Origin of the sequence: Algoriphagus boseongensis (assembly GCF_004362805.1) — a bacterium.
Taxonomy (GTDB): domain Bacteria; phylum Bacteroidota; class Bacteroidia; order Cytophagales; family Cyclobacteriaceae; genus Algoriphagus; species Algoriphagus boseongensis.
This window is the reverse complement of sequence record NZ_SNYF01000006.1, coordinates 90559-111639: the sequence shown is the minus strand read 5'-3', so window position 1 is coordinate 111639 and position 21081 is coordinate 90559. Positions and strand designations below refer to the sequence as shown.

Sequence of the window (21081 nt, the reverse complement as noted above, 5' to 3'; positions counted from 1 at the left end):
ATACTTATCGGATTAGGGTTATTCCGCCGGTTTTCGTTTGGCTGATTCCGTCGGGGGTGATAAAGCTGATTTTGTATAAATAATTGCCGGGAAGGGATAATTGGCCTTTGTAAGTGCCATCCCAGCCTTTACTTTCTAAACTTGTAGTGGTGAATAGTTTTTCTCCCCAGGTATTGAATACCTCAAGGGTGAAGGATGAAATCCCTCTAAGTTTTGGAATGAAAGTGTCATTGAGTCCGTCACCATTTGGAGAAAATGCATTAGGGATAACCAGCATCTCGGTAGGAGCAAGGACATTGATGGTGTTCTTTTCAATGGAGGAGCAACCAAGCATATCGAAGCCGGTCAAGCTCACCTCATAAGTTCCTGGCTTTTCGAAAATGTGGATTGGATCTTTGTCTGATGACTTTTGGCCATCTCCGAAATTCCATTCCCAGGCAATGAATTCCGGAGCTATTTCACTTTCAAAAACGATCTCCTCCTTCACTTGGACCTCAGGTTCGCTGCTTATGGACAATTTTCGATATTGAAAATCCAATCTTGAACCCTGAGTATTGGTATTAGGGAAATCAACCTTGGTTTCTGTTTCAGTAACGCAACCCAATGCATCCTTTACAGTGACTTTTAAAGTCCCTGATTTATTGAAGGAGATTTCTCTGGAGTTTTCAGAACCTGTGCTCCAAGTAATTTGATAAGGTTCTTTGCCTCCTTGGATAGACACCCATGCGACTCCTTCCACGGTGCCTTCAGCACAATCCACGTCCAAGGCTGATTCAATTCTTGCAGTAAGAGACTGGGTTTCTACTACCTCAATGGTTTTGCTTACTGAACATCCACTTTCATCGGAAACTAAAACTGTATAAACTCCAGCCTTAAGATCTTTTCTTTGCAATTGGTCTGAAGGACTATCTGTCCAGCTTACTTTGATTTTTCCTTTTGCTCCTTTTACTCCTAGAGAAATACCTCCATCAGCATTTCCTGAACAAGAAACTGGACGATTATCCAAAATTTCGATTTGAAGGTTGGATTCGTTTGTTAGTGAAAACTGCTTTTCAACCTGGCAACCGGAGGCGTCTGTGATTTTTACTGAAAAAGTACCAGAGCCCAGATTTTTTGCAGAAGCAGTTGTTTCACCGGTATTCCATAGGTAGGTGTATGGAGCTTTTCCTCCGCTAACATTTACCTTAATTTCTCCATTTGAATTTCCTTGGCATGAAGGCTGAAGAATTGTTTCAGAAAGAGTAATTGTTGAAGAGGCTGAGATAGTATAGGCTGATTGAAAAGAGCAACCTTTGCTATCTTGAATTTGTACTTGGTAAGTTCCGGCCGATAAGTTGGAAAGGTCCTTTGTTGTAGCTCCGGTATTCCACTTATAGGTATAAGGAGGTTGGCCACCTGTTACGTTAAGGGAGATTTTACCATTGGAATCTGAGCTACAGGAAATATTTTCAATTGTTTTTGAAACCTGGATACCTTCTGAGGCAGACTTGATTTCAAAAGAGACGCTAGTGTCGCAGTTGTATTTATCTGCGACAGTTACAGTGTAAACTCCCGGTTCTAGGTTATCTGCTTCCCAAACATTTTTAAGTCCATTGCTCCAGGTTACTTGATAGTCAGGGCTGTTTGGTTCGTAATCGTTTCGACCGATTTTAACAGAAATCTTTGCATATCCATCTGCGCCGGAACCACAGGTGGCATCTTTCTTAACAACAGGATTTAGGATAAGAGGAAAAGGAGGCTGGATTACGATTTTTTGTTCATGTACTTTTCCTTCTGAATCAGTGATCCAAACCGTATAAGTTCCAGCATTTAGGTTGGTTCTGTTTTGAGAGGTTTCTAAAGTATTCCACTTAAAAGTGTAAGGGGCTTTTCCCCCTCCAACAGTTAGATTGATGTTTCCTTTTTCGCTATGCGAGCAAAGAGCAAGTTTACCACTTACTTCAACCCATATACTATTGTATTCAATAACTCTACTTGTCTCCCTAGAAGGTATATTAAAGGCATATTGAGAATATGAAATAGACGGACATACTACCATCGCTAGTAGTACTAATCCTAATCTTATATATGTAAATAAGATTCTATTCATTTCCTCTTATATATATTTTCAAGTGGTGTTTTTTGCCTTATAATATTCCTTTTGTGTATTTTATATTTTAGAATATTATTTTTTGTATTGCACATACAGCAAAATGATATTCTACAAAAGACACATTTTGATGAAATAAGACTCAAATAATTCTAAAATGCAAGAGAATTGGAGGTGGGCAATGAAGAAGTAGTTGTCTTCGAAAAGTCTAATTTTTCTTGAAATTGTATCAAGCTTGAAAAAAATGTTTAGGTCCTGCTTTTTTCAGGATATGAAATGAAAAAGGCCTGAATTTCAGGCCTTGAAAAAAAATTTGAAATTTTTCAAAATTTTTTCTGGAAGTAGTCGTTTTCGAGCAAAAATCAGTACTTAAAACAAGGAATTACCCTTGATCTTTGGTTCCTGGAACGAGGATCACCCCACAAAAAAGTGTATCTAATCGATATTTCATGTGCTCCTCCGCTGTTTTTTTGGCCTAATTTGGATACAGTCACATCGTAAGAGTAACCGATATCCAAACCACTTTCTAAAGAAACTCCAACCAAGCCTATGACAGCTTCATTGTTAGGCAAATTGTTCTTTGTTGGAAGACCTCTATACCAAATTCCCAAGACCAAAGGCTGTAGGAATAGCTGTGCTCCCAAGTCGAGTTGGTTAAATGGATCCTGCTGTTTGTAGTTGAATGCAAAGGAAAGGGACCGTTCTTGTCCAATATGGGTAAAGTAATCTCTGCCTCCTGAGGATAAATTCATTTTATATCCTCCTTGGAAAGAAACCTTCATGGGGAGCACACTAGTTTGATCGTCTACAAATGAAATATTTGGCTCGGTTAGGTGATGTGCAGATCCTCCGATCCAAAATTTGTCTGTGTAGAACAATCCTCCTACTGCATAATCAACAAAAGAATGCTTACTATCTAATGGAATACCATTGAGCTCATCTGTAATACCTCCTACCGTTCCATTTACAATGTCAATCATAGATCCGAATACCAGATCGGAGAAGAAAGCATCCCGCTGCATATAGCTTACTTGCCCACCTATCCTGAAAAATAGATTTTGACTTAATTGAAGTCGATAGGAATAGCTAAGTCCAATTTCATTCGTGGAAAGATTGGCTAGGGTTTCTTGATTGCCATTAAAAATTAATCCAATACCACTGTTGTAGTCAAAAATGTAATGGTCTATGTAAGCAGAGTAGGAATTGAAGCTATGGTCTAGGCCAGGCCATTGATTTCTGTAGTTTACTCCTACACGGGTTAACTCACTTGCACCTGTCAGGGCAGGATTTAAATACATAGGTGCAGCGTAAAATTGGGAATACTGGACATCCTGGGATTTTGAAACGTTCAATTTCAAAATCCAAGCTATCATCACTATACACCCTAATACCTTCCTAAGCATAACTACTCCCAACAAGTAACAAAGTTATTACCAATAACTTAACCTGAATTTGATTTTTGACAATTTAACATCAAGGGCTTAGGATTGGGTGAGCAATCTTTTGTTTTGTCGAAAACCGACTTGAATTCATAACAATTAACTCTCTTAAACTCAATAATTATACCAAAGGCGCCTTTTGAGCGCCTTTGGGTTAAAATTCAATAACTACTTGATGTCTAATCAAGTCTTCAAATTCTTCCCTTTTCCGAATCAAATGGGATTTCCCTTCCCAAATCAAAACTTCAGCAGGGCGTAATCTTGAATTGTAATTTGAGGACATGCTGTATCCATAGGCTCCCGCATTTTTAATAACGAGTAGATCCCCTCTTTTTATTTCATTCATTTCCCGATTTGCTGCGATGGTATCGGTCTCGCAGATATATCCTACCACGTTATATTTCTTTTTGGTACCAAAAGGGTTGCTCAGATTATATACTTCATGGTAGGCATCGTACATCATTGGGCGGATCAAATGATTTAGTCCTGAATCTACTCCTGCAAAAGTGATGGATGTAGAGTCTTTGACCACATTCGTTTTTACCAAAAGATATCCTGATTCACTTACTAGATACTTTCCTGGTTCAATCCAGAGCTCAAGCTGGCGTCCATATTTTTTACAAAACTCCTGGAAAGCCTCACCAACCTTTTTCCCAACCTCGGCAATATCAGTTGCTACATCATTTGGCTTATAAGCCACCTTGAATCCTCCTCCAAAATCCAGGAATTTCAAATTTGGAAACTTCATCGCTGCTTCGAAAAGCACATTTCCACCTTTGAGGAATACTTCTGCATCCAGAATATCTGATCCTGTATGAATATGAAGTCCTACGATATTTACGCCAAATTTATCGACGGTCTCTAAAATCTTTGGAAGTAACTCAATTGAAATCCCAAACTTACTTTCGCTATGTCCGGTTGAGATTTTTAGATTTCCTCCGGCAAGAATATGGGGATTGATTCGAATGCAGGCGGCCACAGATTTTCCATATTCAGCCCCAAACTGCTCCATTAAAGGAATACTGTCCAAATTGACCATCATCCCGATTTTCACAGCTTCCTGAATTTCTTCAAAACCAACCCCGCTTGGCGTATACATGATTTCCTCAGGAGAAAATCCAGCAAGTAAACCTAAGCGAACTTCCTCTATGGAAACAGCATCCATTCCGGCCCCGGCTTTCTTGATCAGTTTTAAAATTGAAAGATTACTTAGCGCTTTGGTAGCATATTTAATTTTCAAGGGAACTGCAGAAAAAGAATTCTGCAAGGTTTTTACCTGACTAAAAATCTTTTCCCCATCATACACATATAATGGAGTACCAAAGGTTTTGGCTAGTGACTCGAGACTGATGCCTTGAATATCCGTGGGGTTTTGCATCCTTTGTGGCAAATTTGAGGGGCAAAGGTATCCTTTGTACACAAAAAAAGGAAGCCGAATAGCTTCCCTTTTGATAGATTCAATGTAATTAAGATTACCTGCTCAAATAACGGCTAAAATTCCCTTTGGTTTGAATTCTTTAAGGATGGGATTGAGTTAAAACATGTTAAGTACCCAATTGACCCTATTCAATAGGCGTAAATTTGAACTATGAGTAAAAATCGTATCACCCTGATAGTCGTATTGATGTCCCTGGCCAGTTTTGGCCTGATGGGTTTCCAATACTATTGGGTGAGAAATGCGTTTCGTATCAATCAAGAGCGTTTTGATCAAAACGTCCTTCAGGCTCTTTCCGGCACGATCGAGGAGCTGGAGAAAGGAGAAACCAGTGATGTTCTTTTAAGCCAATTGTTAAGAGATTCGGCTTTCCAGGAGAATCTTTTTGAGAAAATTGACCCGATCGAGCTTCAGATTCAAACCAGACCAACCTACTCTAGACCATCGGTGGTGGATACCCTTTTTTCCACAGAAATGCCCCAGGTGAGCCAGACTTTCCGTAGGATGCTTTTGTCCAGAGGATTGGATATTTCAATTTTATCAGAGTTGGAAAACTTCTTTACCTACATGACTCCTGAGGTAGCCTCGTCCATGTTTACACCAGATGAGATGCAAATCCTCTTGCAGGAAAAGGAACGGCAATTGGAATATATAGATAAGAGGCAAAGGTTTTTGGCTGAAAATCCAAGAGCTACTACTATTCTAGTCCCAAATGAACCCGGGGAGATTAATATTTCTGAAGATGCTTTAGAAAAAATCCTAAAGACCAATCTCAAAATTGAATTGATGAATCAGGCTTTTGCCGAATTAGCCGAGGGGCAGCAGGCTATTTTGGACCGCTTGGACACTGGAAAAGTGAAATCCATGCTGAAAAGACAATTAGTAGAAAAAGGGATTACTGAGGATTTTGAACTGGGCTTGCTAAATGATGAAGGAAATATCATTGGCATTGGACCTGTTCCTGATCCTTTGCTTTTGAAAACTAAGGGTATGCAGGCCAAGCTTTTCCCGAATGATATTTTGGGGAAAGATAATTTTCTCTATGTCTATTTTCCGGAGAAAAATAACCACGTCCTTCGGCAAGTTTGGCTTCCGATATCCTCGTCTTTGGTTTTTATCTTAGTTATCATTTTCTGTTTTGTATATGCAATTCGGGTCATTTTGAGACAGAAAGCACTCTCGGACATCAAGAATGACTTTATCAATAACATGACCCATGAGTTCAAAACTCCTTTGGCAACTGTAAGTCTTGCGGTAGAAGCACTTCAAGATCCCGAGTTAAGTACTCAGGATAAATTTAGATCCAGATATCTGGGAATCATTAAAGATGAAAATAAGCGCTTGGTGTCCCAGGTGGAAAAAGTTCTCCAAGCGGCAGCTTTGGATAAGCAGGACTTTAAGCTAAAAATTGAAAAGATCGATATAGCCGATTTGCTGGAAAGTACGGTGGAGCATATTGGGCTTCAGGTTGAAAAAAGAGGAGGGAGAATTGAGTTCTTTAACGAACTGAGATTTCCTGAAATCGAGGGTGACGCCTTTCACCTCACGCATATTTTCAACAACCTGTTGGACAATGCAAATAAGTATGCAAGTGAGGTGCCTTTGATTAAGGTCAAAGCTAAAGATGATGGAGACCAGGTAATTGTTTCCATTGAAGACAATGGAATCGGAATGAGTAAGGATGCCCAAAAGAAGATTTTTGATAAATTTTATAGAGTTCCCACTGGCAATTTGCACGATGTGAAAGGTTTTGGACTTGGTTTGTCTTATGTAAAAACTATGCTCGAAGCCCACCATGGAGAAATCCATGTGCAATCTGAACCAGGAAAAGGAAGTATATTCACTATTAACCTACCCAAAAAACAATGAGCAAGGCCAAACTATTGGTCGTGGAAGACGACCCAAATCTAGGAGACATCCTACAGGAATACCTGCAAATGAAAGGCTACGAACCTACACTTTGTAGGGATGGGGAAGAAGGATGGAACAAATTCAAAAAGGATAAATATGACCTTTGCCTTTTGGATATTATGATGCCAAAAAAAGATGGCTTCACCTTGGCGAAAGAAATTAAAAAGGTACAGGAAGACCTGCCAATTCTTTTTCTGACAGCTAAAAATCAAAAGGATGATATCATCGAAGGTTTAAAGATCGGAGCAGATGACTACCTGACCAAGCCCTTCAGTATGGAAGAGCTTCTTCTGAGAATCACTGCAATCCTTCGCAGAACTCAAAAATCAACTGAAGTCGCTCCTTTGAAAACTTACAGCTTTGGTGACTTTGTTCTGCATTACGATGAACAATATATCGAAGGTCCTGAAGGAAAGCATAAATTAACCTCCAAGGAAAATGAGCTGATTCGCCTTTTAGCTTCTGAAATCAATAAGTTGGTGAACCGAAGCCATGCGCTTAAGCAGATCTGGGGAGATGATAGCTATTTCAATGCTAGGTCTATGGATGTGTATCTAAGCAAGATTCGGAAAATCCTCAAGGATGATCCTAAAGTGCAGATCATCACGGTGCATGGAGAAGGGTTTAAGCTGATTGTTGGCGAGGCTTGATGTAGCTAAAGATTTGAATAAATAATTGAAAAACCCCCAAATTCATTCAATTTGGGGGTTTTTGTTTATAAGAATCTATTTGTAAATGGCTTAGAGAAGAATTTCTTCACTAACTCCAAACCACCAAACTTCCCGACATTAAACCAATTCCGCCCCAATACCCGGCCCCTTAGGAAAAGTCACTTTTTCAGGAGTAATCTGTACACCACGAGCAGGATCTTTGGCTAATAGCATCGCGCCATCCATATCCACGTAATCCAGCAAGGGAGCAATATGTGCGATTGCAGTAATTCCAACAGAGGATTCGGTCATGCATCCCACCATAGTTTTCATTCCCAAAGATTTTGCCTCACGGATCATCCGAAGACCTGGGGTGATTCCTCCTGCTTTGACCAATTTCACATTGATTGCATGAAAAAGGCTGTGGCATTTTTTCACGTCACTTTCTACGATACAGCTTTCATCTGCCATAACAGGAAGCTTGGAGTGCTTATACACTTCTCTCATCCCCTCGAGATCATCCTTCCCCAAAGGCTGCTCCATAAACTCCACCCCCAATTTGGCAAGCTCCTCAGAGTAGCGAATAGCTTGCTCAGCCGTCCAAGCGCAATTGGCGTCGATTCTAAAGATAGAATTGGTATGTTTTCTTAGTTCCCGGACGATTTCCAGATCATTTGGAGTCCCCAATTTGATTTTATAAATGGGCCAATCGACTTCTTTCATTTTGGCTACCATTTTTTCTACTGTATCGATCCCAATGGTGAAATTGGTGAGGGGAATACTTTTAGGGTCCAGGTTCAGGTATTCGTAAAGTTTTTTGCCTTGCTTTTTGGTGAACCAATCCCAAGCAGCCAAATCTAATGCACATTGGGCAAAAGGATTTTCTTTAAAAATATTTTTTCCCATTTCCCAAAGTTCCTCGGGAATACTCCACTTTTCGCTTTCTACCAAAGGACGTGCCTCTTCTAGGCAAGCGCTCATATTCTCGATCGTCATGCCATAAAAGGGATTGGTGGTCGATTCTCCCAAGCCCCAAAATCCATCTCCCTCTAACTTTACGATCAAGGTATCCTGTATATCCCGGCTTTGATGAGCAATGGTAAAGGTGTGTTTTAAGGGTAGATCAAAAACCTGGTAACTTAATTTCATGGCATGATTTTTTGAAAGTGTCCAAAAATACGTCGAAATATTTGACTCGATTACCTAGTTTTATTCCGAATTGATTGAAAATCTTCCAATAATGGCAAATACTAAATTCCCTTTCCTATTCTTCGTTTCTTTCTTATCCGTTTGTCTTTCCTTTCTCGGAAATGCACAGGTAGCTTATCAAAAAATTCCTCTTGAAAGACTTGAAGCCGCTTTTGAATCATACAAAGAACCTGCAATTACCCATAGGAGATTTAAGCACGCCGACCTGCAGCCTCTGATTCAAAAGCACTCCAGTGATTTTCAGGTTGAAAAATTGGGAGAGTCAGTAGAAGGGAGAAGTATCTCGGCAATGAAGTGGGGTGCTGGGCAAACGAAAGTGATGCTTTGGTCACAAATGCATGGGAATGAAAGCACAGCCACCATGTCCCTTTTTGATTTATTCAATTTTCTGGAAGGAAGTGGTGATGGATTTGATTACTTAAGGAGTCTGCTGAAATCCCAGTTGAGCCTAAAATTCATCCCAATGATCAATCCGGACGGGGCCGAGGCATTTAAGCGTAGAAATACTTTAGATATCGATTTAAACCGGGATGCGATTTCTCAAATTTCTCCAGAAGCTGTAGTACTAAAGTCAGCCAGAGATGACTTTGAACCTGAGTTTGGGTTTAATCTTCATGACCAGCAGGTGTATTATAATGTGGTCAATACACCTAATCAGGCTACAATTTCCCTTTTGGCACCAGCCTATAATTATGAAACAGAAATCAATGAAGTTCGGGGAAGAGCGATGAAGACCATTGCCGGGATGAATGAATTGCTGCAGCAAATTATCCCTGGAGGTGTGGGAAAATATGATGATGCTTTTGAACCCAGAGCTTTTGGTGACAATATCCAAAAATGGGGAACCAGCACCATTTTGATTGAGTCAGGCGGCTATCCAAACGATCCTGAAAAGCAGGAAATCCGAAAGATTAATTTTATGATTATCCTGAATGCTTTGCACCAGATAGCTACTAAGGGCTATGAGCAGTACACCACGGAGCAATATTTTGCGATTCCAGACAATGGTTTGCAGTTGGTGGATCTGATGATCAACGAAATGCAGATAAAAGTTCAGGGGAAAAACTACCCGATTGACTTGGTTATCAGAAGGAGAGAAAATGAAGCAAATGGCTCCTATTATGTTTCAGGCGCAATTGATGATTTGGGGGATATGCAGGTTTATTTTGCTTTTGAAACTTTGGATGCAACAGGTTTGGAATACACCGAGGGGAAAGTTTATCCAACCGCCTTTGAAAATGTGGAGGCCATTTCATCAGATAAAGCAATGGAATTACTTAAGCAAGGCTTTTTGGCCGCAAAAATCAAAAATGGAACAGTCAGACAACTTCATGGACTGCCAATCCAGATTTTGAAAAGCACAGAAAAAATATTAGGAGGTTGGTCTACCAGTTCAGTCCCCAACTTCTTCCTTTCCAAAGATGGAGTATTGAAATATGCCGTTGTCAACGGATATCTAGTTGATTTGGAAAAGCCCAAAGAGCAAGTCTACAAGAATCGAATTCTCTAGTGTTAATTCAGCTTAAAATAAGACAAAGCCCTCTACATAGGAGGGCTTTTTGCTTTTGAATCCCATAGGTAAAACTCTTATATTCAATTACAAATCCTTTTTGTATGAAAACCAATCTCTCTTCTGTCCTTTTCTCGATAGCCATTGTCATCGCAGCTTTTGTCCTTGGCAATGCAGTCATTAACCGTAACAGGCCTCAGGGAACTATCCATGTGACAGGTCTTGGGGAAAAGAATTTTACTTCCGATCTGATTGTTTGGGAGGGTAACTTTACCCGTGAAAGTAAAAATCTACAATCAGCCTATTCGGATTTGGAAAAAGACAGAACCGCAGTCACTGATTACCTTAAATCAAAAGGAATTCCTGAGGAGCAATTGGTTTTTAATGCGGTTTCTACACAGCCCATGTATCAGCAGAATTATACTTCCTCGGGTAATTATGCCGGACAGACTTTTACAGGATATCAACTTAGCCAAACCTTGGTCATCGAATCCAAAGAGGTGGAAAAAGTGGAAAAAATCAGTAGAGAAATCACGGAATTACTCAATCAGGGAATTACGTTTTATTCCATACCCCCTCGGTATTATTACACCCAATTGGAGTCCTTAAAGTTGGAAATGGTGGCCAAAGCAACCGAGGACGGGAGAGTGAGAGCGGAAAGAATCGCGGTGAACTCCAACTCCAAACTCGGTGATCTGATTACCGCCAATATGGGAATTTTCCAGATCACCGGTCAAAACTCCGGAGAAGACTATTCTTGGGGAGGCACTTTCAATACTTCCTCCAAAAATAAAACTGCCTCCATCACCATGAAGTTGAGTTTTGAGGTAGATTGAAAAGGATGGGTAACTTTGGTTCATGAAAGGGAAAAAGGAAAAACCTAGTCTTCACCCCAGGAATCTTCATCAAGGCCGATATGAGCTGGAAAGCTTAGGGGAGATTTTGCCAGAATTGAAACCCTTTATTTTTATCAATGACTTTGCAAATCTTACCCTGGATTTTTCCAATCCAAAAGCTGTAAAGTTTCTCAATCAGGCGCTGCTAAAGAAGTTTTATCAGGTTGACTTTTGGGATATCCCTGAGGGATTCCTCTGTCCTCCCATACCCGGTCGTGCGGATTACATTCATTATTTGGCTGACCTTTTGGCTCAAAAAAATATGGGAAAGGTTCCCCCTGGCGAAAAAATCAGAGTTTTGGATATCGGGACAGGAGCCAATTTGATCTATCCAATTTTAGGAAACTCTATTTACGGTTGGACCTTTGTGGGTTCTGATTCGAATCCCGAAGCCATTCAATCTGCTCAAAAAATCATTTCAAAAAATCCTCATCTAGCCGGTCAAATCGAAATCCGATCCCAGAAGGATTCCACCAAAATTTTCTCGGGGATTATTGAGAAGGATGAGTTTTTTGATTTGACTCTATGTAACCCTCCCTTTCATGAATCTGCTGAAGCGGCGCAGGAGGGTAGCCGGAGAAAAGTTCAAAACCTAACCGGTAAGCATACTTCCAAAGCTGATCTAAACTTTGGGGGCCAAGGAGCTGAACTTTGGACTGAAGGGGGAGAATTGGCCTTTATCAGAAAAATGATCCATGAGAGTGAGAAATTTAAAAACCAGGTTTTTTGGTTTACAAGTTTGGTTTCTAAATCGGAAAATCTAAAACCCATTCAAGGTTCACTCGAGAAAATAGGTGTCCAATCTCAGGTGGTTTTCCAAATGGCCCAAGGAAATAAAATAAGCCGATTTGTGGCTTGGACTTTTTTGAATGAAAAGCAGCAGGAAGCCTGGAGAACTTTTCGATGGAAAAAATAAAAGCAGGACTCGCCTGCTTTTAAATAGTATTGTTGTTCTTAAATCAAGCGTTCAAGGTGTATTCCACGCTGATTTCCATATTCAAAGCTCTTGAGATGGGGCAGTTTTTCTCGGCATCTTTTACTAATTCAGCGAATTGTTCTTCAGAAATTCCCTCGACTTGAGCCTTCAAGACTAAGTGAGATTTCTTCAAAGTACCTTCCTCAAAAGTAATCTTGGAAGTTACATACAATTCTTTTGGAGGGAAGTTCGCTCCGCTAAGGTTGAAGCTGAGTTTCATCGCGAAACATCCTGCATGAGCCGCAGCTACGAGTTCTTCTGGATTAGTTCCTACACCATCTTCAAATCTGGTGTTGAAAGAGTATTGTGTTTTGTTTAGGACTGTGCTATCTGTGGTCAAAGTTCCTGAGCCTTCTTTGCCGCTTCCATTCCAAACGGCCGTTGCTTTTCTGATCATGGGATTAAAGAGTTTTAGGGATTAAAAGATAAATAATAAAGGAATTTGAGCTGTAGAAAGTTTCGTCCTAAAAATATTTCCTTTTTCCCACAGATTACCACAGATCAAAATCACTGATTTTCACAGATTAGTTAAAAATATCAGTGTGGATCTGTGGCATAAAATCCGTGTAAATCTCTGGGAACATTTTTAAATTAGTCAATGCATGAAAACGAAATTTCTTTCTTAATTCGAGGGGCAATTTTTAAAGTGTATAATACTCTTGGGCCTGGACTTTTGGAGTCTAGCTATGAAGCTGCATTGGGTTATGAATTGGTAAAATCAGGCCTTTTGGTTGAACACCAAGTTGGACTTCCCTTGATTTATCAAGAACTGAAATTGGAGATTGGTTACCGAATAGACTTACTAGTAGAGAAAAAAGTAATTGTTGAAATTAAGTCTGTTGAGCAAATAATGAATGTCCACCACCTTCAAATAATGACTTATTTGAGATTATCGAAATTAAAACTTGGTCTTTTAGTCAATTTCAATACTGATGATCTTTCTAAAAATATTATTAGAAAAATAAATGGATACCTCTAGTTTTTCCCACAGATAATCACTGATCAAAATCACGGATCTTCACAGATTAGTTAAAAATATCAGTGTGGATCTGTGGCATAAAATCCGTGTAAATCTGCGGGAACTAATCCTTTGCCAATTTCTGGAAAATCTCCAAATACTGCTCCGTTACATAATCCCAATTGTACTTTTGAGTCAGGCCAAGTCGGGCAGTTTGGCGAAGGTTTTCTAGCTTTTCAGGTTGTGATTCAGCCTTTTCTACCAGAGATTTTACTGCCATTGGATTTTTTTCAAAATACCATCCGTGCTTTCCATTTTGGAGCATTTCCTGATTAAAAGGAGTATCTAAGGCCAGAATTGCGCAGCCATAGCCTAGCGCTTTCAGCATGGCAGGATTGGTTCCCCCGAATTCGTGCCCATGAAAGTAAGCGTAGCAATGAGAATACAAAGCGGCCAACTCATTGGGATCGGTGACATATCCAGTAAAAAGAAGACGGTGATCTTGGATGTTTTTTAGGCGAATGGCCCATTCATCAGCGAAAGGTACATCGCCTACGACAACCAATGTTTTATCAGAATTTGATTTTAAAAATCCTTCAATTATCAAGTCGGCATTGTTATCAGGCACCAATCGACCGACAATCAGATAATAGCCTCGGCTAATTAGATTCCACTTCAAGATAGGTTCCGCAGAAACTGATTCTTTTGGGTTTGCACCGTAAGCAATGACCTTTGAGTCCTTTTTGAAAAGCTCTAGATAGACCCTTCGCATTTCGTCAGAATCATTGATCACCTGATCGTAGAATTTGGTGGCCATTTTGGATGCCCAGAAGAAATACTTTGATCCCAAGCCTTTCCATTTGGGACGGAGCCACTCCAAGCCATCCACATTGATGGCTGTTGGCTTTCTGAAAATCTTCGAAATGATCCCAAAAGGACCATTGCCGCTATTGACTACAAAAATCACATCCACATCTGAAAAGCAGGCATGGATCATTGAGAAAAAAGTATGAGTGAGTTGTGTCAGACTTTTGGTTTCAATGGCAGGCGTGTAAATGCATTCTATGCCGTTTACGAATTTTGGTTTCTCTGGAAAAAGTGCCCGATGATTATACACCCGAACAAGAACTCCTTTGGCAACAAGCCGCTCCCCTAGTTCTTTGATCATGGTGTCATATCCCCCATAGACATAGGGATAGCCCTTCGCACCCATGATAGCTACTTTCAGTTTCTTTTCAGATGCTGCCATAGGTGAGTGATTATTTTTTCTTCAAAAGCTTCTAGGCTGTAAATGCTCAGCACACGTTTTTTTCCTGCTTCACCCATTTTTGACCTAATCTCAGGCTCGGAAATTAGCTTTTCCAAAGCAGAACTGCCTTTGTCAACATCTCCAATTGGAATCAAAAATCCAGTTTCACCATCCAATACCATTTCTGATGCCCCTCCGGATTTGGTGGCAAGTACCGGTTTGCCTGAAGCCATTGCCTCCAAAATCACAGTGGGAAAAGAATCAGGCAAAATGGAAGGGAGTACAAAGATGTCCAAGGAAGCCATGATTTGGGGAATATCCTGGCGAAAGCCTAAATAAGAAATTTTGTCTGAGAGACCATTTTGGGAAATTGTCTCCTTAATTTCTTCCAAAATCGATTCGTATCCGGGAAAGGGATCTCCAACTAGGACGAAATGAACCTGAGGATGATTTTTCAAAATTCTCTTTGCGAGTTGAAGGAAGAAAAGTTGCCCTTTTCCGGGATTGATTCTCCCTATCATCCCAACAAGTATTTGGTCCGAAGAAAGACTCAAGTCCTCTCGTAATTGAGCTTTGGCATCCAAAAACTCATCATAAGGGATGCCATTGTGAATCACTTCAATTTTAGCTTTCTTCAAAAGTGGTTGCCAGTGATTAGCAACTGCCTGAGATACCGCGATGGGTTTTGACGTGCTGGAATCAAGCAATCCACTAAGCCAACTAACCAAAGGCGCTGGTCCAGGGAGAATTTCATGGATATGCCAAATGTGCGGTAGCCTTTTCCTTTTTGCCCAATAAGCTCCAACAACCACAGCCAGGGTATTGGAATAGACCAATTCGAATTGATATTTTTTATGAAGCTGAGAAAGAAAGCGGTAGGCCTGAAGGTTTTTGTTTAGTCTATTTAGAAGCCCGCTGGGATTCACATATTTTCTCCTGAGAATTCCCAGATTTTGAATGTAAAAGGGAATCTCAGCTGCTTGTAATTCTGCTTCAATGAGACCTGGACCGGTCAGGACCACAATCGGGGAAAGCCCCTGATTTTTGTAAAAGCGCAAAACCTGAAGAATGATTTTCCCAGAACCGTAATATTCGGATGAACTCTGAAGGAAAAGTATATTTCTGGTCTTAGGCATTTCTCCTAAAATAAATTCCAAAGATTCCTGATTTTCTAAAAGCTACCGAAAGGACTTCCAAAATCCATGCAAAAGGAAGTAAAAGCCCAATTCCAAGAATCAGGCCTAAGGTTTTTTTTCGCTTCAATCTCAAAATAAGGTTATCTCTAAATCCAAGTCGAGAAAGTAAAGCCTGAAGCATTCCCAAGACTCCAAGGTGTATGGAATAGGATCTTATTCCGACTTTTTGAAATCCGATTTTCGCTAATTGCTGCTCTAAAACAGGTTCTGTCCAATGGGTGAGATGCTTTGGAATATCCCAATGCATCCAGGATTTTCCGGCAAGTTTGGCTTGCCAAGAATCAGCCCGAGGCACTTCAATGTAAAGAATTCCATTTTCTTCAAGGTTTTGAGACACTAGCTCCTCCAACAACGATATAGGTTTTGGGAGGTGCTCCAAAACATGATTTAAAGTCAAAAAATCAAATTGGCCGCCCTGAATTTTTCCACCCTCATAGAAGGAATTGAAAACTGGAACCTTGTAATTTTCCTTGGCAAAATCGGCACGGGATTTTTCAGTTTCGACCCCCAATACTTTCCAACCCTCAGCTTGGGCTTGGGCAAGAAATTGCCCTTTTCCGGAGCCGAAATCCAAAAGTTTAGAGGCTTGGGGATTCAGTTTTTTTGCTTGATGAAGAACCTTTTTTGCCTCAGAGAAGATGATTTTTTCAAAGACTGATTTCCTGTTATCCACCACGGCATAAACTTCATCTCGATAAAGAGAATCTGTATCCAATTCTTCAGGGATATACGTCCAATTCACCCCACAGGAAGTACAGGGGATAATTTCGAAAGAATTAGGATGATTGGCCGGAGCCGAATTGCAAATCGGACAGGTAATTTGCCGCATGGATTACTGGGGCGAACTCAGAATAATCTGGTGAAAAGCTTCGATAAATTTTTTAGCAGAAAACTCCTTGGCCCGTTCATTCCCTGAAAGGATCAACTGGTTCCTGAGGTCATTTTCCTGATCCAAAAGTATCATTTTTTTAGTCAAGTCGTTTTGATTTCCAGTTTCAAAAGCCAAACCAGAATTGCCGGCTACTTCGATTAAGGCCGGCTGGTCCGAATGAATCACCGGAATTCCAAAGCCCATAGCCTCCAAAATCGGAATTCCAAATCCCTCATTTTCCGATGGGAAAACATAGGCAAATGCCCCACTGTAAAGCGCTTTGATCTCCCCATCATTGAGATATCCTGGCAAGATGACCATGTCTTCCAAGCCTAATTCCTTAACCAGTTTTTCAACAATCGGAAGATCATTCATTTGCTTGCTTTGACCTGCACCACCTACCAGGATCAGTTTTTTAGTGGATTGGGTTTGCTTCAGGTAATCGGCAAAAGACCTGACTAGAAGAGGAAGACTTTTTCGCTTATCAAAAGTCCCGATGTGCAGGAAATAACCTTGCTGTTCAAGCTTGTTTTTGGCTAAAAATTTCTGATCTGTAGCCGCCTGCATTCCTTTTGGGGCTTGGTAAATTACCGAAATAGGCCAGGTTTTACCCAAATGTTCTTCCAGAGAATTCTTCGAATACTCCGTGGTGGTAATGATTTGGGTGTTTTCCTTAAGCCCTTTCTTGATCAAGCTGAGAAAATATTTTCTCCACCATTTGGGGTAATTTTCAGGCATTTGCCAGAAAAATGCATCGTGGATCACGGTAAGCCTCCTGCAAGGAAGTGGTGCCGCGGGAGAAACAAAATCCGGGCAAATCAAGACATCCGGCTTATACTTTTTGACTAAATCAGGAAGTTGAAACTCTTTCCATCGGAAATAATCCAGATGGTAATTGAGCTTTTGGATTTTGGTTTTTAGTCCTTGGTAAGTTTGATCCTTGGATTGTTTTTCGGGTTCGTGCGTAAAAATCCATTCTACTCCTTTTTCAGGATATTTTCTGGCAGCTTTAGCCAGTTCCATCATATAGGTTTTGATTCCCGTGGTGGCTACGTTGAGGTATTGGAGGTCGAGTAGGACTTTCATTCAACCCCAATTTCAACACTTTTTTTCAAAAGACTATACTCTTGTACACTATACCCGATCATCCACCAACTTAGCCATGCTACATAAGTATACATTTCTGCATTTGCCGTGAAGAGTGGAAGTAGCATTCCGACTTTGGTAGCAGCACCCACAAAAGCGATTCTGGCAGTGGAAGTGTCCTCAGTTTGGTAGAAAACGCGAAGGCTTAAAACTACTCCGGTTGCAATGGTCAGGATGTAAAATATCATCCCGATCCAGCCCAATTGGACTCCGTAGATGAGAAATTGATTTTCTCCTCCTACCCTGAGGTCATCCGTAACGCTTCCGGCATTTCCACTCATGGCTAGCCCAATTCCAAAAGGATTACCCACCATGGAATCCAAGGCCAAAAGCCATTCCACTACGTGGCCTATGCTGGAGGTATTTTCAAAAGTCAAGGTATCGAGTACAAAAAAGTAGAAATCTTCAGAAGCAAAAAAGACCACGTAAAGCCCAAATCCAAGCAGGGCGATAAATCCAGCACCGATGAGTTTATACAATCGAAAAACCAGGGCAATGAAGAAAATCATCACAAAGAATGCCCCAAAGGCTGCCCGAGAGGCTGAAAAAACCAAACTTCCCAAGCTGAAAGCCATGACCAAAAGGTAAAGCCAATGGTATTCTTTTTTGGTGGTCAAAAACCAGATTAACCCTGCTGCAAAGCCCATCAAAACCGAGCTGGCCATTTCTAGTGGATCAGAAAAAAAGCTAGCCAATCGTTTGGTTACGGCCTGAGTTTCAAAGGTCCAGGTGAGGCCAAAGTTTCCTGTGGGGTCAATGTCATTTATAGCCTGGTTATACAAAGCATACCCCGTGAATTGTTGTAAGTGAGCGCCAAGTAGGTAGTTTTCTACCAAATTGAAAAGAAATGCAGCTATGGCGATCCCGAAAATGATCGAAAAAATCCTGCCTTTCTCCCAAGCCTCAAATCGGGTATTTCTACCCAAGAAATAAACGAAGCCGGGTATCAACATACTTTTGAAGTACAAAGCCTTATTAATAAATGAGGCCTGACCAATTGGGAGAAGAAGATAAATAAAAGCCAAACTCAAAAAGCTCAGCATCATCCAATCCGTTGATTGTAGCTTAAAGGGGTAATCACTCAACTTCTTCTGGTAAAAGAGGAATACCAATACAGCGATCAGAACTACCAATTCTTTGATAATCTGAAAAATGCTGACTACTTCCGGAGATCGGGTAGCCAAGTAAACTATACTCAAGCTGGTAATGTAAAAAGGGAGAAAAGCCGCCAAATAGAAAATAAAGTAGCTCCATTTTCCCTTGAAGATCATTTCCTGGGAGACCCATAAAAATCCTCCCCCAACAGCCAGAGCAAGAAGTAAAAAAACTATCAAGGCCATCGAGATGCAGGTTTAAGTGAGATTCCCCATCCGTCTCGGATTCCTTTCGCTACTGCCTTCAGCTTTTGAAAACGGCCTCTGAATAGAAAATAAATCATCCAAAGCGTAAACCTTCCCAGATGATATATCATTCCTCCAAAGTTTCCTTCTTGTCCACGAACTAGGAAAAATTGATTGCGAACATGAAAATAGAATACTTTGGGGCTTAGTGTTCCTTCATTTGATTTCTTTTTGGAAGAGGCTCCAGCTTCATGATAAATGACAGATTTTTCCTCGAGTTGGACTCCAAATCCAGCTGCTTTTATCCGCAAGGACCACTCTACGTCTTCGAAATAGAGGAAGTATTGCTCATTTAAGAGACCGGCTTGGAGAATAGCTTCTCGACTGACTAGCATGCAGCAACCTGTAGCCCAATCCAACTCTACCTTTTTGAATCTATAATCCGCCAAAGGTTCCCGATCTCCAAGGGTAATGGCTCTAGAGAGACTTTTTACCCATTTTCCTCCTGCGCTCCAGATCTCTTTTGGGTTATGTAAAAAGAGAATCAAGGGTTGAATAATGCCAGTTTTAGGGTTTTGAATAGCTTTTCTGACTAACTGTCCCAAAAAGTCGGGTTTGACTAGAGTATCATTATTCAGCAGCAAAATATGCGAAAAACCCTCCTTCAAAGCTTTTCTAATTCCGACATTATTGCCTCCTGCGAAGCCTAGGTTTTCTTGATTTTGAATAAGATGAATTTCTGGGAATAGCTGTTTTAGCTGCTTTCCCTCCTCATTCTCTGAGGCATTATCTACCAGGATGATTGCATAATTTGGATAATCCACTTTTCGAAGTGAAGCGAGACAGGATTTTGTGAATTCTATCCCATTCCAATTGACCACTATGATGGCTACCGATACCTCAGAAGTAAAAGCCATGAACCAAGGATCGTTTTTGCCGGTAGAGAAGCACCAAGCAGATTAGAAATACGATTACTTCGGTGGAAAGAATCCCCGCGCTGAGCCCGAGCCCCCCAAATTTGGAAGTCAGAAATGCCGAAACAATCACCATGTATAAGCACATCATCCAGCTTGCCCTGAAAAGCAATTCTTTAAGATCTGCAACCAACATCAAAATGATATTTCCCACATTGAGACAAGCCAAAAAAGGAACTGCAGAAAGAATCTGCAAGTAAAGAACAGATTCCTTGAGTTCAGATCGAGATAGTACTTGAATAATCCAAGGAGCAGCAAGGTAGGTTCCTCCGGAGATTAGAGCTCCGATAAATAAAACACGCAGATAAACTTTTTTAAGAAACCTGTAAAAAGCCAAGGGATCCTCTTTGTGAAGCTTGGAAGCATTTGGAAAAACTGCCTGAATGATCAAGGCAGGAAATAGGCGGAGCACCATCACGACTCGCTCAGCAAGGCTGTACATTCCCAAAGTTTCTGCCACAGAAAAAAAGCTGAGAATGATCAAACCTCCATTGATGGAAATATGACTCGCCAAGTTGCTGAAGAAAAGCAATACGTTGTCTTTTAGGCTTTTCCAAATGGCTGAAAACTCCGGTCGGTAAAACTTTATCTCCAAGAAGGAATGGATGTAAGTCAGAAGTAGCAAGTTGATGGAAAGCCCAAAAAAACCCATCAGGAAGTTGACCCATTTGCTTTGCTCAGGATTGTGGATAAAAAACACAATTCCCATCAGGAAGAGTAGCTTGGAGAAAATATTGGCAATAGAAATCAGCTTCATTTTTTCCATCCCCTGAAAAAACCACAAGGGTAAGGTCGCCTCTGAGAAAAGAAGAAGAACAGAGAAAATCAAAATCGTCTGATATTCCTCGAACAAGCCCAATCCAAAAATCCCGATGAAGATGGTAAATGCTGCCAAAAAGGCTAGGATCAACTTGGCAGAAAACACATTGGAGACCACATGAGATAGTCCCTCTTTGTCTTTTTGAAGTAAAGCTACCTCTCTCGGTGCGCTGAGATTGTACCCAAAGCCTACCAAAATATTTAGCAAAATGATTACGGATAAAGCCAAATTGACCAATCCAAATTGATCTACCCCAATACTTTGGATGAGTAAAGGCATGGAAATAATCGAAATCAGCACATTGGAAGATTGGATCACTGCCAAAAACAGGAAATTTTGGATGGATTTATTCCGGATAAAATTTCCGATCGGAATGAGCTGATTAATCTTTTCAAACATGGCAGCTTAGGGT

General features: G+C 40.6%; 18 protein-coding genes. 6 read left to right on the top strand and 12 right to left on the bottom strand.

What is annotated here, in order from left to right:
* Positions 1 to 4: 4 nt before the first annotated feature.
* The 3 genes from DFQ04_RS08055 to lysA all read right to left on the bottom strand — a co-directional run bounded on the left by DFQ04_RS08055 (position 5) and on the right by lysA (position 4906).
* Positions 5 to 2089 (bottom strand): T9SS type B sorting domain-containing protein, encoded by a 2085-nt coding sequence (locus tag DFQ04_RS08055; protein ID WP_133554600.1) that lies wholly within the window; start codon positions 2087 to 2089, stop codon positions 5 to 7.
* A 362-nt stretch (positions 2090 to 2451) separates the two neighbouring features.
* Complete coding sequence (locus DFQ04_RS08050) at positions 2452 to 3492, bottom strand: PorP/SprF family type IX secretion system membrane protein (protein ID WP_133554598.1); 1041 nt, start codon at positions 3490 to 3492, stop codon at positions 2452 to 2454.
* A gap of 190 nt (positions 3493 to 3682) precedes the next feature.
* Positions 3683 to 4906 (bottom strand): diaminopimelate decarboxylase, encoded by a 1224-nt coding sequence (gene lysA / locus DFQ04_RS08045; RefSeq protein WP_133554596.1) that lies wholly within the window; start codon positions 4904 to 4906, stop codon positions 3683 to 3685.
* 210 nt (positions 4907 to 5116) lie between these two features.
* Here lysA and DFQ04_RS08040 point away from each other — a divergent pair, with 210 nt between their 5' ends.
* Both DFQ04_RS08040 and DFQ04_RS08035 read left to right on the top strand, forming a co-directional pair.
* Positions 5117 to 6832, top strand: a complete 1716-nt coding sequence (locus DFQ04_RS08040) for a sensor histidine kinase (protein ID WP_133554594.1) — start codon at positions 5117 to 5119, stop codon at positions 6830 to 6832.
* Entirely contained in the window at positions 6829 to 7524 is a 696-nt protein-coding gene (locus tag DFQ04_RS08035) for a response regulator transcription factor (RefSeq protein ID WP_133554592.1), read from the top strand. Before DFQ04_RS08040 ends, DFQ04_RS08035 begins: the two co-directional genes overlap by 4 nt.
* 138 nt (positions 7525 to 7662) lie before the next feature.
* On the opposite strand, the gene DFQ04_RS08030 is transcribed toward DFQ04_RS08035, so the two are convergent.
* Entirely contained in the window at positions 7663 to 8673 is a 1011-nt protein-coding gene (locus tag DFQ04_RS08030) for a dipeptide epimerase (protein ID WP_133554590.1), read from the bottom strand.
* 91 nt (positions 8674 to 8764) lie between these two features.
* Here DFQ04_RS08030 and DFQ04_RS08025 point away from each other — a divergent pair, with 91 nt between their 5' ends.
* The 3 genes from DFQ04_RS08025 (at position 8765) to rlmF (ending at position 12055) form a co-directional block, all read left to right on the top strand.
* Positions 8765 to 10243 (top strand): M14 family zinc carboxypeptidase, encoded by a 1479-nt coding sequence (locus DFQ04_RS08025; RefSeq protein WP_133554588.1) that lies wholly within the window; start codon positions 8765 to 8767, stop codon positions 10241 to 10243.
* Positions 10244 to 10347: 104 nt separating this feature from the next.
* Positions 10348 to 11079: an SIMPL domain-containing protein gene (locus tag DFQ04_RS08020; RefSeq protein WP_133554586.1), complete on the top strand. Its 732-nt coding sequence runs from the start codon at positions 10348 to 10350 to the stop codon at positions 11077 to 11079.
* Between the two features lie 22 nt (positions 11080 to 11101).
* The gene (gene rlmF / locus DFQ04_RS08015; RefSeq protein WP_133554584.1) at positions 11102 to 12055 is read left to right on the top strand and encodes a 23S rRNA (adenine(1618)-N(6))-methyltransferase RlmF; all 954 of its coding nucleotides are present in this window, start codon (positions 11102 to 11104) and stop codon (positions 12053 to 12055) included.
* Between the two features lie 43 nt (positions 12056 to 12098).
* On the opposite strand, the gene DFQ04_RS08010 is transcribed toward rlmF, so the two are convergent.
* The gene (locus DFQ04_RS08010) at positions 12099 to 12512 is read right to left on the bottom strand and encodes an OsmC family protein (protein ID WP_133554582.1); all 414 of its coding nucleotides are present in this window, start codon (positions 12510 to 12512) and stop codon (positions 12099 to 12101) included.
* A 201-nt stretch (positions 12513 to 12713) separates the two neighbouring features.
* Here DFQ04_RS08010 and DFQ04_RS08005 point away from each other — a divergent pair, with 201 nt between their 5' ends.
* Positions 12714 to 13094: a GxxExxY protein gene (locus DFQ04_RS08005; protein ID WP_133554580.1), complete on the top strand. Its 381-nt coding sequence runs from the start codon at positions 12714 to 12716 to the stop codon at positions 13092 to 13094.
* Positions 13095 to 13197: 103 nt separating this feature from the next.
* Here the strand turns inward: DFQ04_RS08005 and DFQ04_RS08000 are convergent, their stop codons facing one another.
* Genes DFQ04_RS08000 through DFQ04_RS07970 form a run of 7 tightly spaced genes read right to left on the bottom strand, consistent with a single transcriptional unit; the run spans position 13198 to position 21068 of the window.
* A complete protein-coding gene (locus tag DFQ04_RS08000; RefSeq protein ID WP_133554578.1) occupies positions 13198 to 14322 on the bottom strand; it encodes a glycosyltransferase in 1125 nt (374 codons plus the stop codon).
* Positions 14298 to 15479, bottom strand: coding sequence for a glycosyltransferase family 4 protein (locus tag DFQ04_RS07995; protein WP_243739651.1), 1182 nt, complete (start codon positions 15477 to 15479; stop codon positions 14298 to 14300). The genes DFQ04_RS08000 and DFQ04_RS07995 overlap by 25 nt, the downstream gene beginning before the upstream one ends.
* Positions 15451 to 16347 (bottom strand): class I SAM-dependent methyltransferase, encoded by an 897-nt coding sequence (locus DFQ04_RS07990; protein ID WP_133554576.1) that lies wholly within the window; start codon positions 16345 to 16347, stop codon positions 15451 to 15453. Before DFQ04_RS07990 ends, DFQ04_RS07995 begins: the two co-directional genes overlap by 29 nt.
* A 3-nt stretch (positions 16348 to 16350) precedes the next feature.
* Positions 16351 to 17475, bottom strand: a complete 1125-nt coding sequence (locus DFQ04_RS07985; protein WP_133554575.1) for a glycosyltransferase family 4 protein — start codon at positions 17473 to 17475, stop codon at positions 16351 to 16353.
* Complete coding sequence (locus tag DFQ04_RS07980; protein ID WP_133554572.1) at positions 17472 to 18875, bottom strand: O-antigen ligase family protein; 1404 nt, start codon at positions 18873 to 18875, stop codon at positions 17472 to 17474. The genes DFQ04_RS07985 and DFQ04_RS07980 overlap by 4 nt, the downstream gene beginning before the upstream one ends.
* Complete coding sequence (locus DFQ04_RS07975) at positions 18866 to 19792, bottom strand: glycosyltransferase family 2 protein (RefSeq protein ID WP_133554570.1); 927 nt, start codon at positions 19790 to 19792, stop codon at positions 18866 to 18868. Before DFQ04_RS07975 ends, DFQ04_RS07980 begins: the two co-directional genes overlap by 10 nt.
* On the bottom strand, positions 19776 to 21068 hold the full coding sequence (locus DFQ04_RS07970; protein WP_133554568.1) for an oligosaccharide flippase family protein: 1293 nt from the start codon (positions 21066 to 21068) through the stop codon (positions 19776 to 19778). Before DFQ04_RS07970 ends, DFQ04_RS07975 begins: the two co-directional genes overlap by 17 nt.
* Positions 21069 to 21081 lie beyond the last annotated feature (13 nt).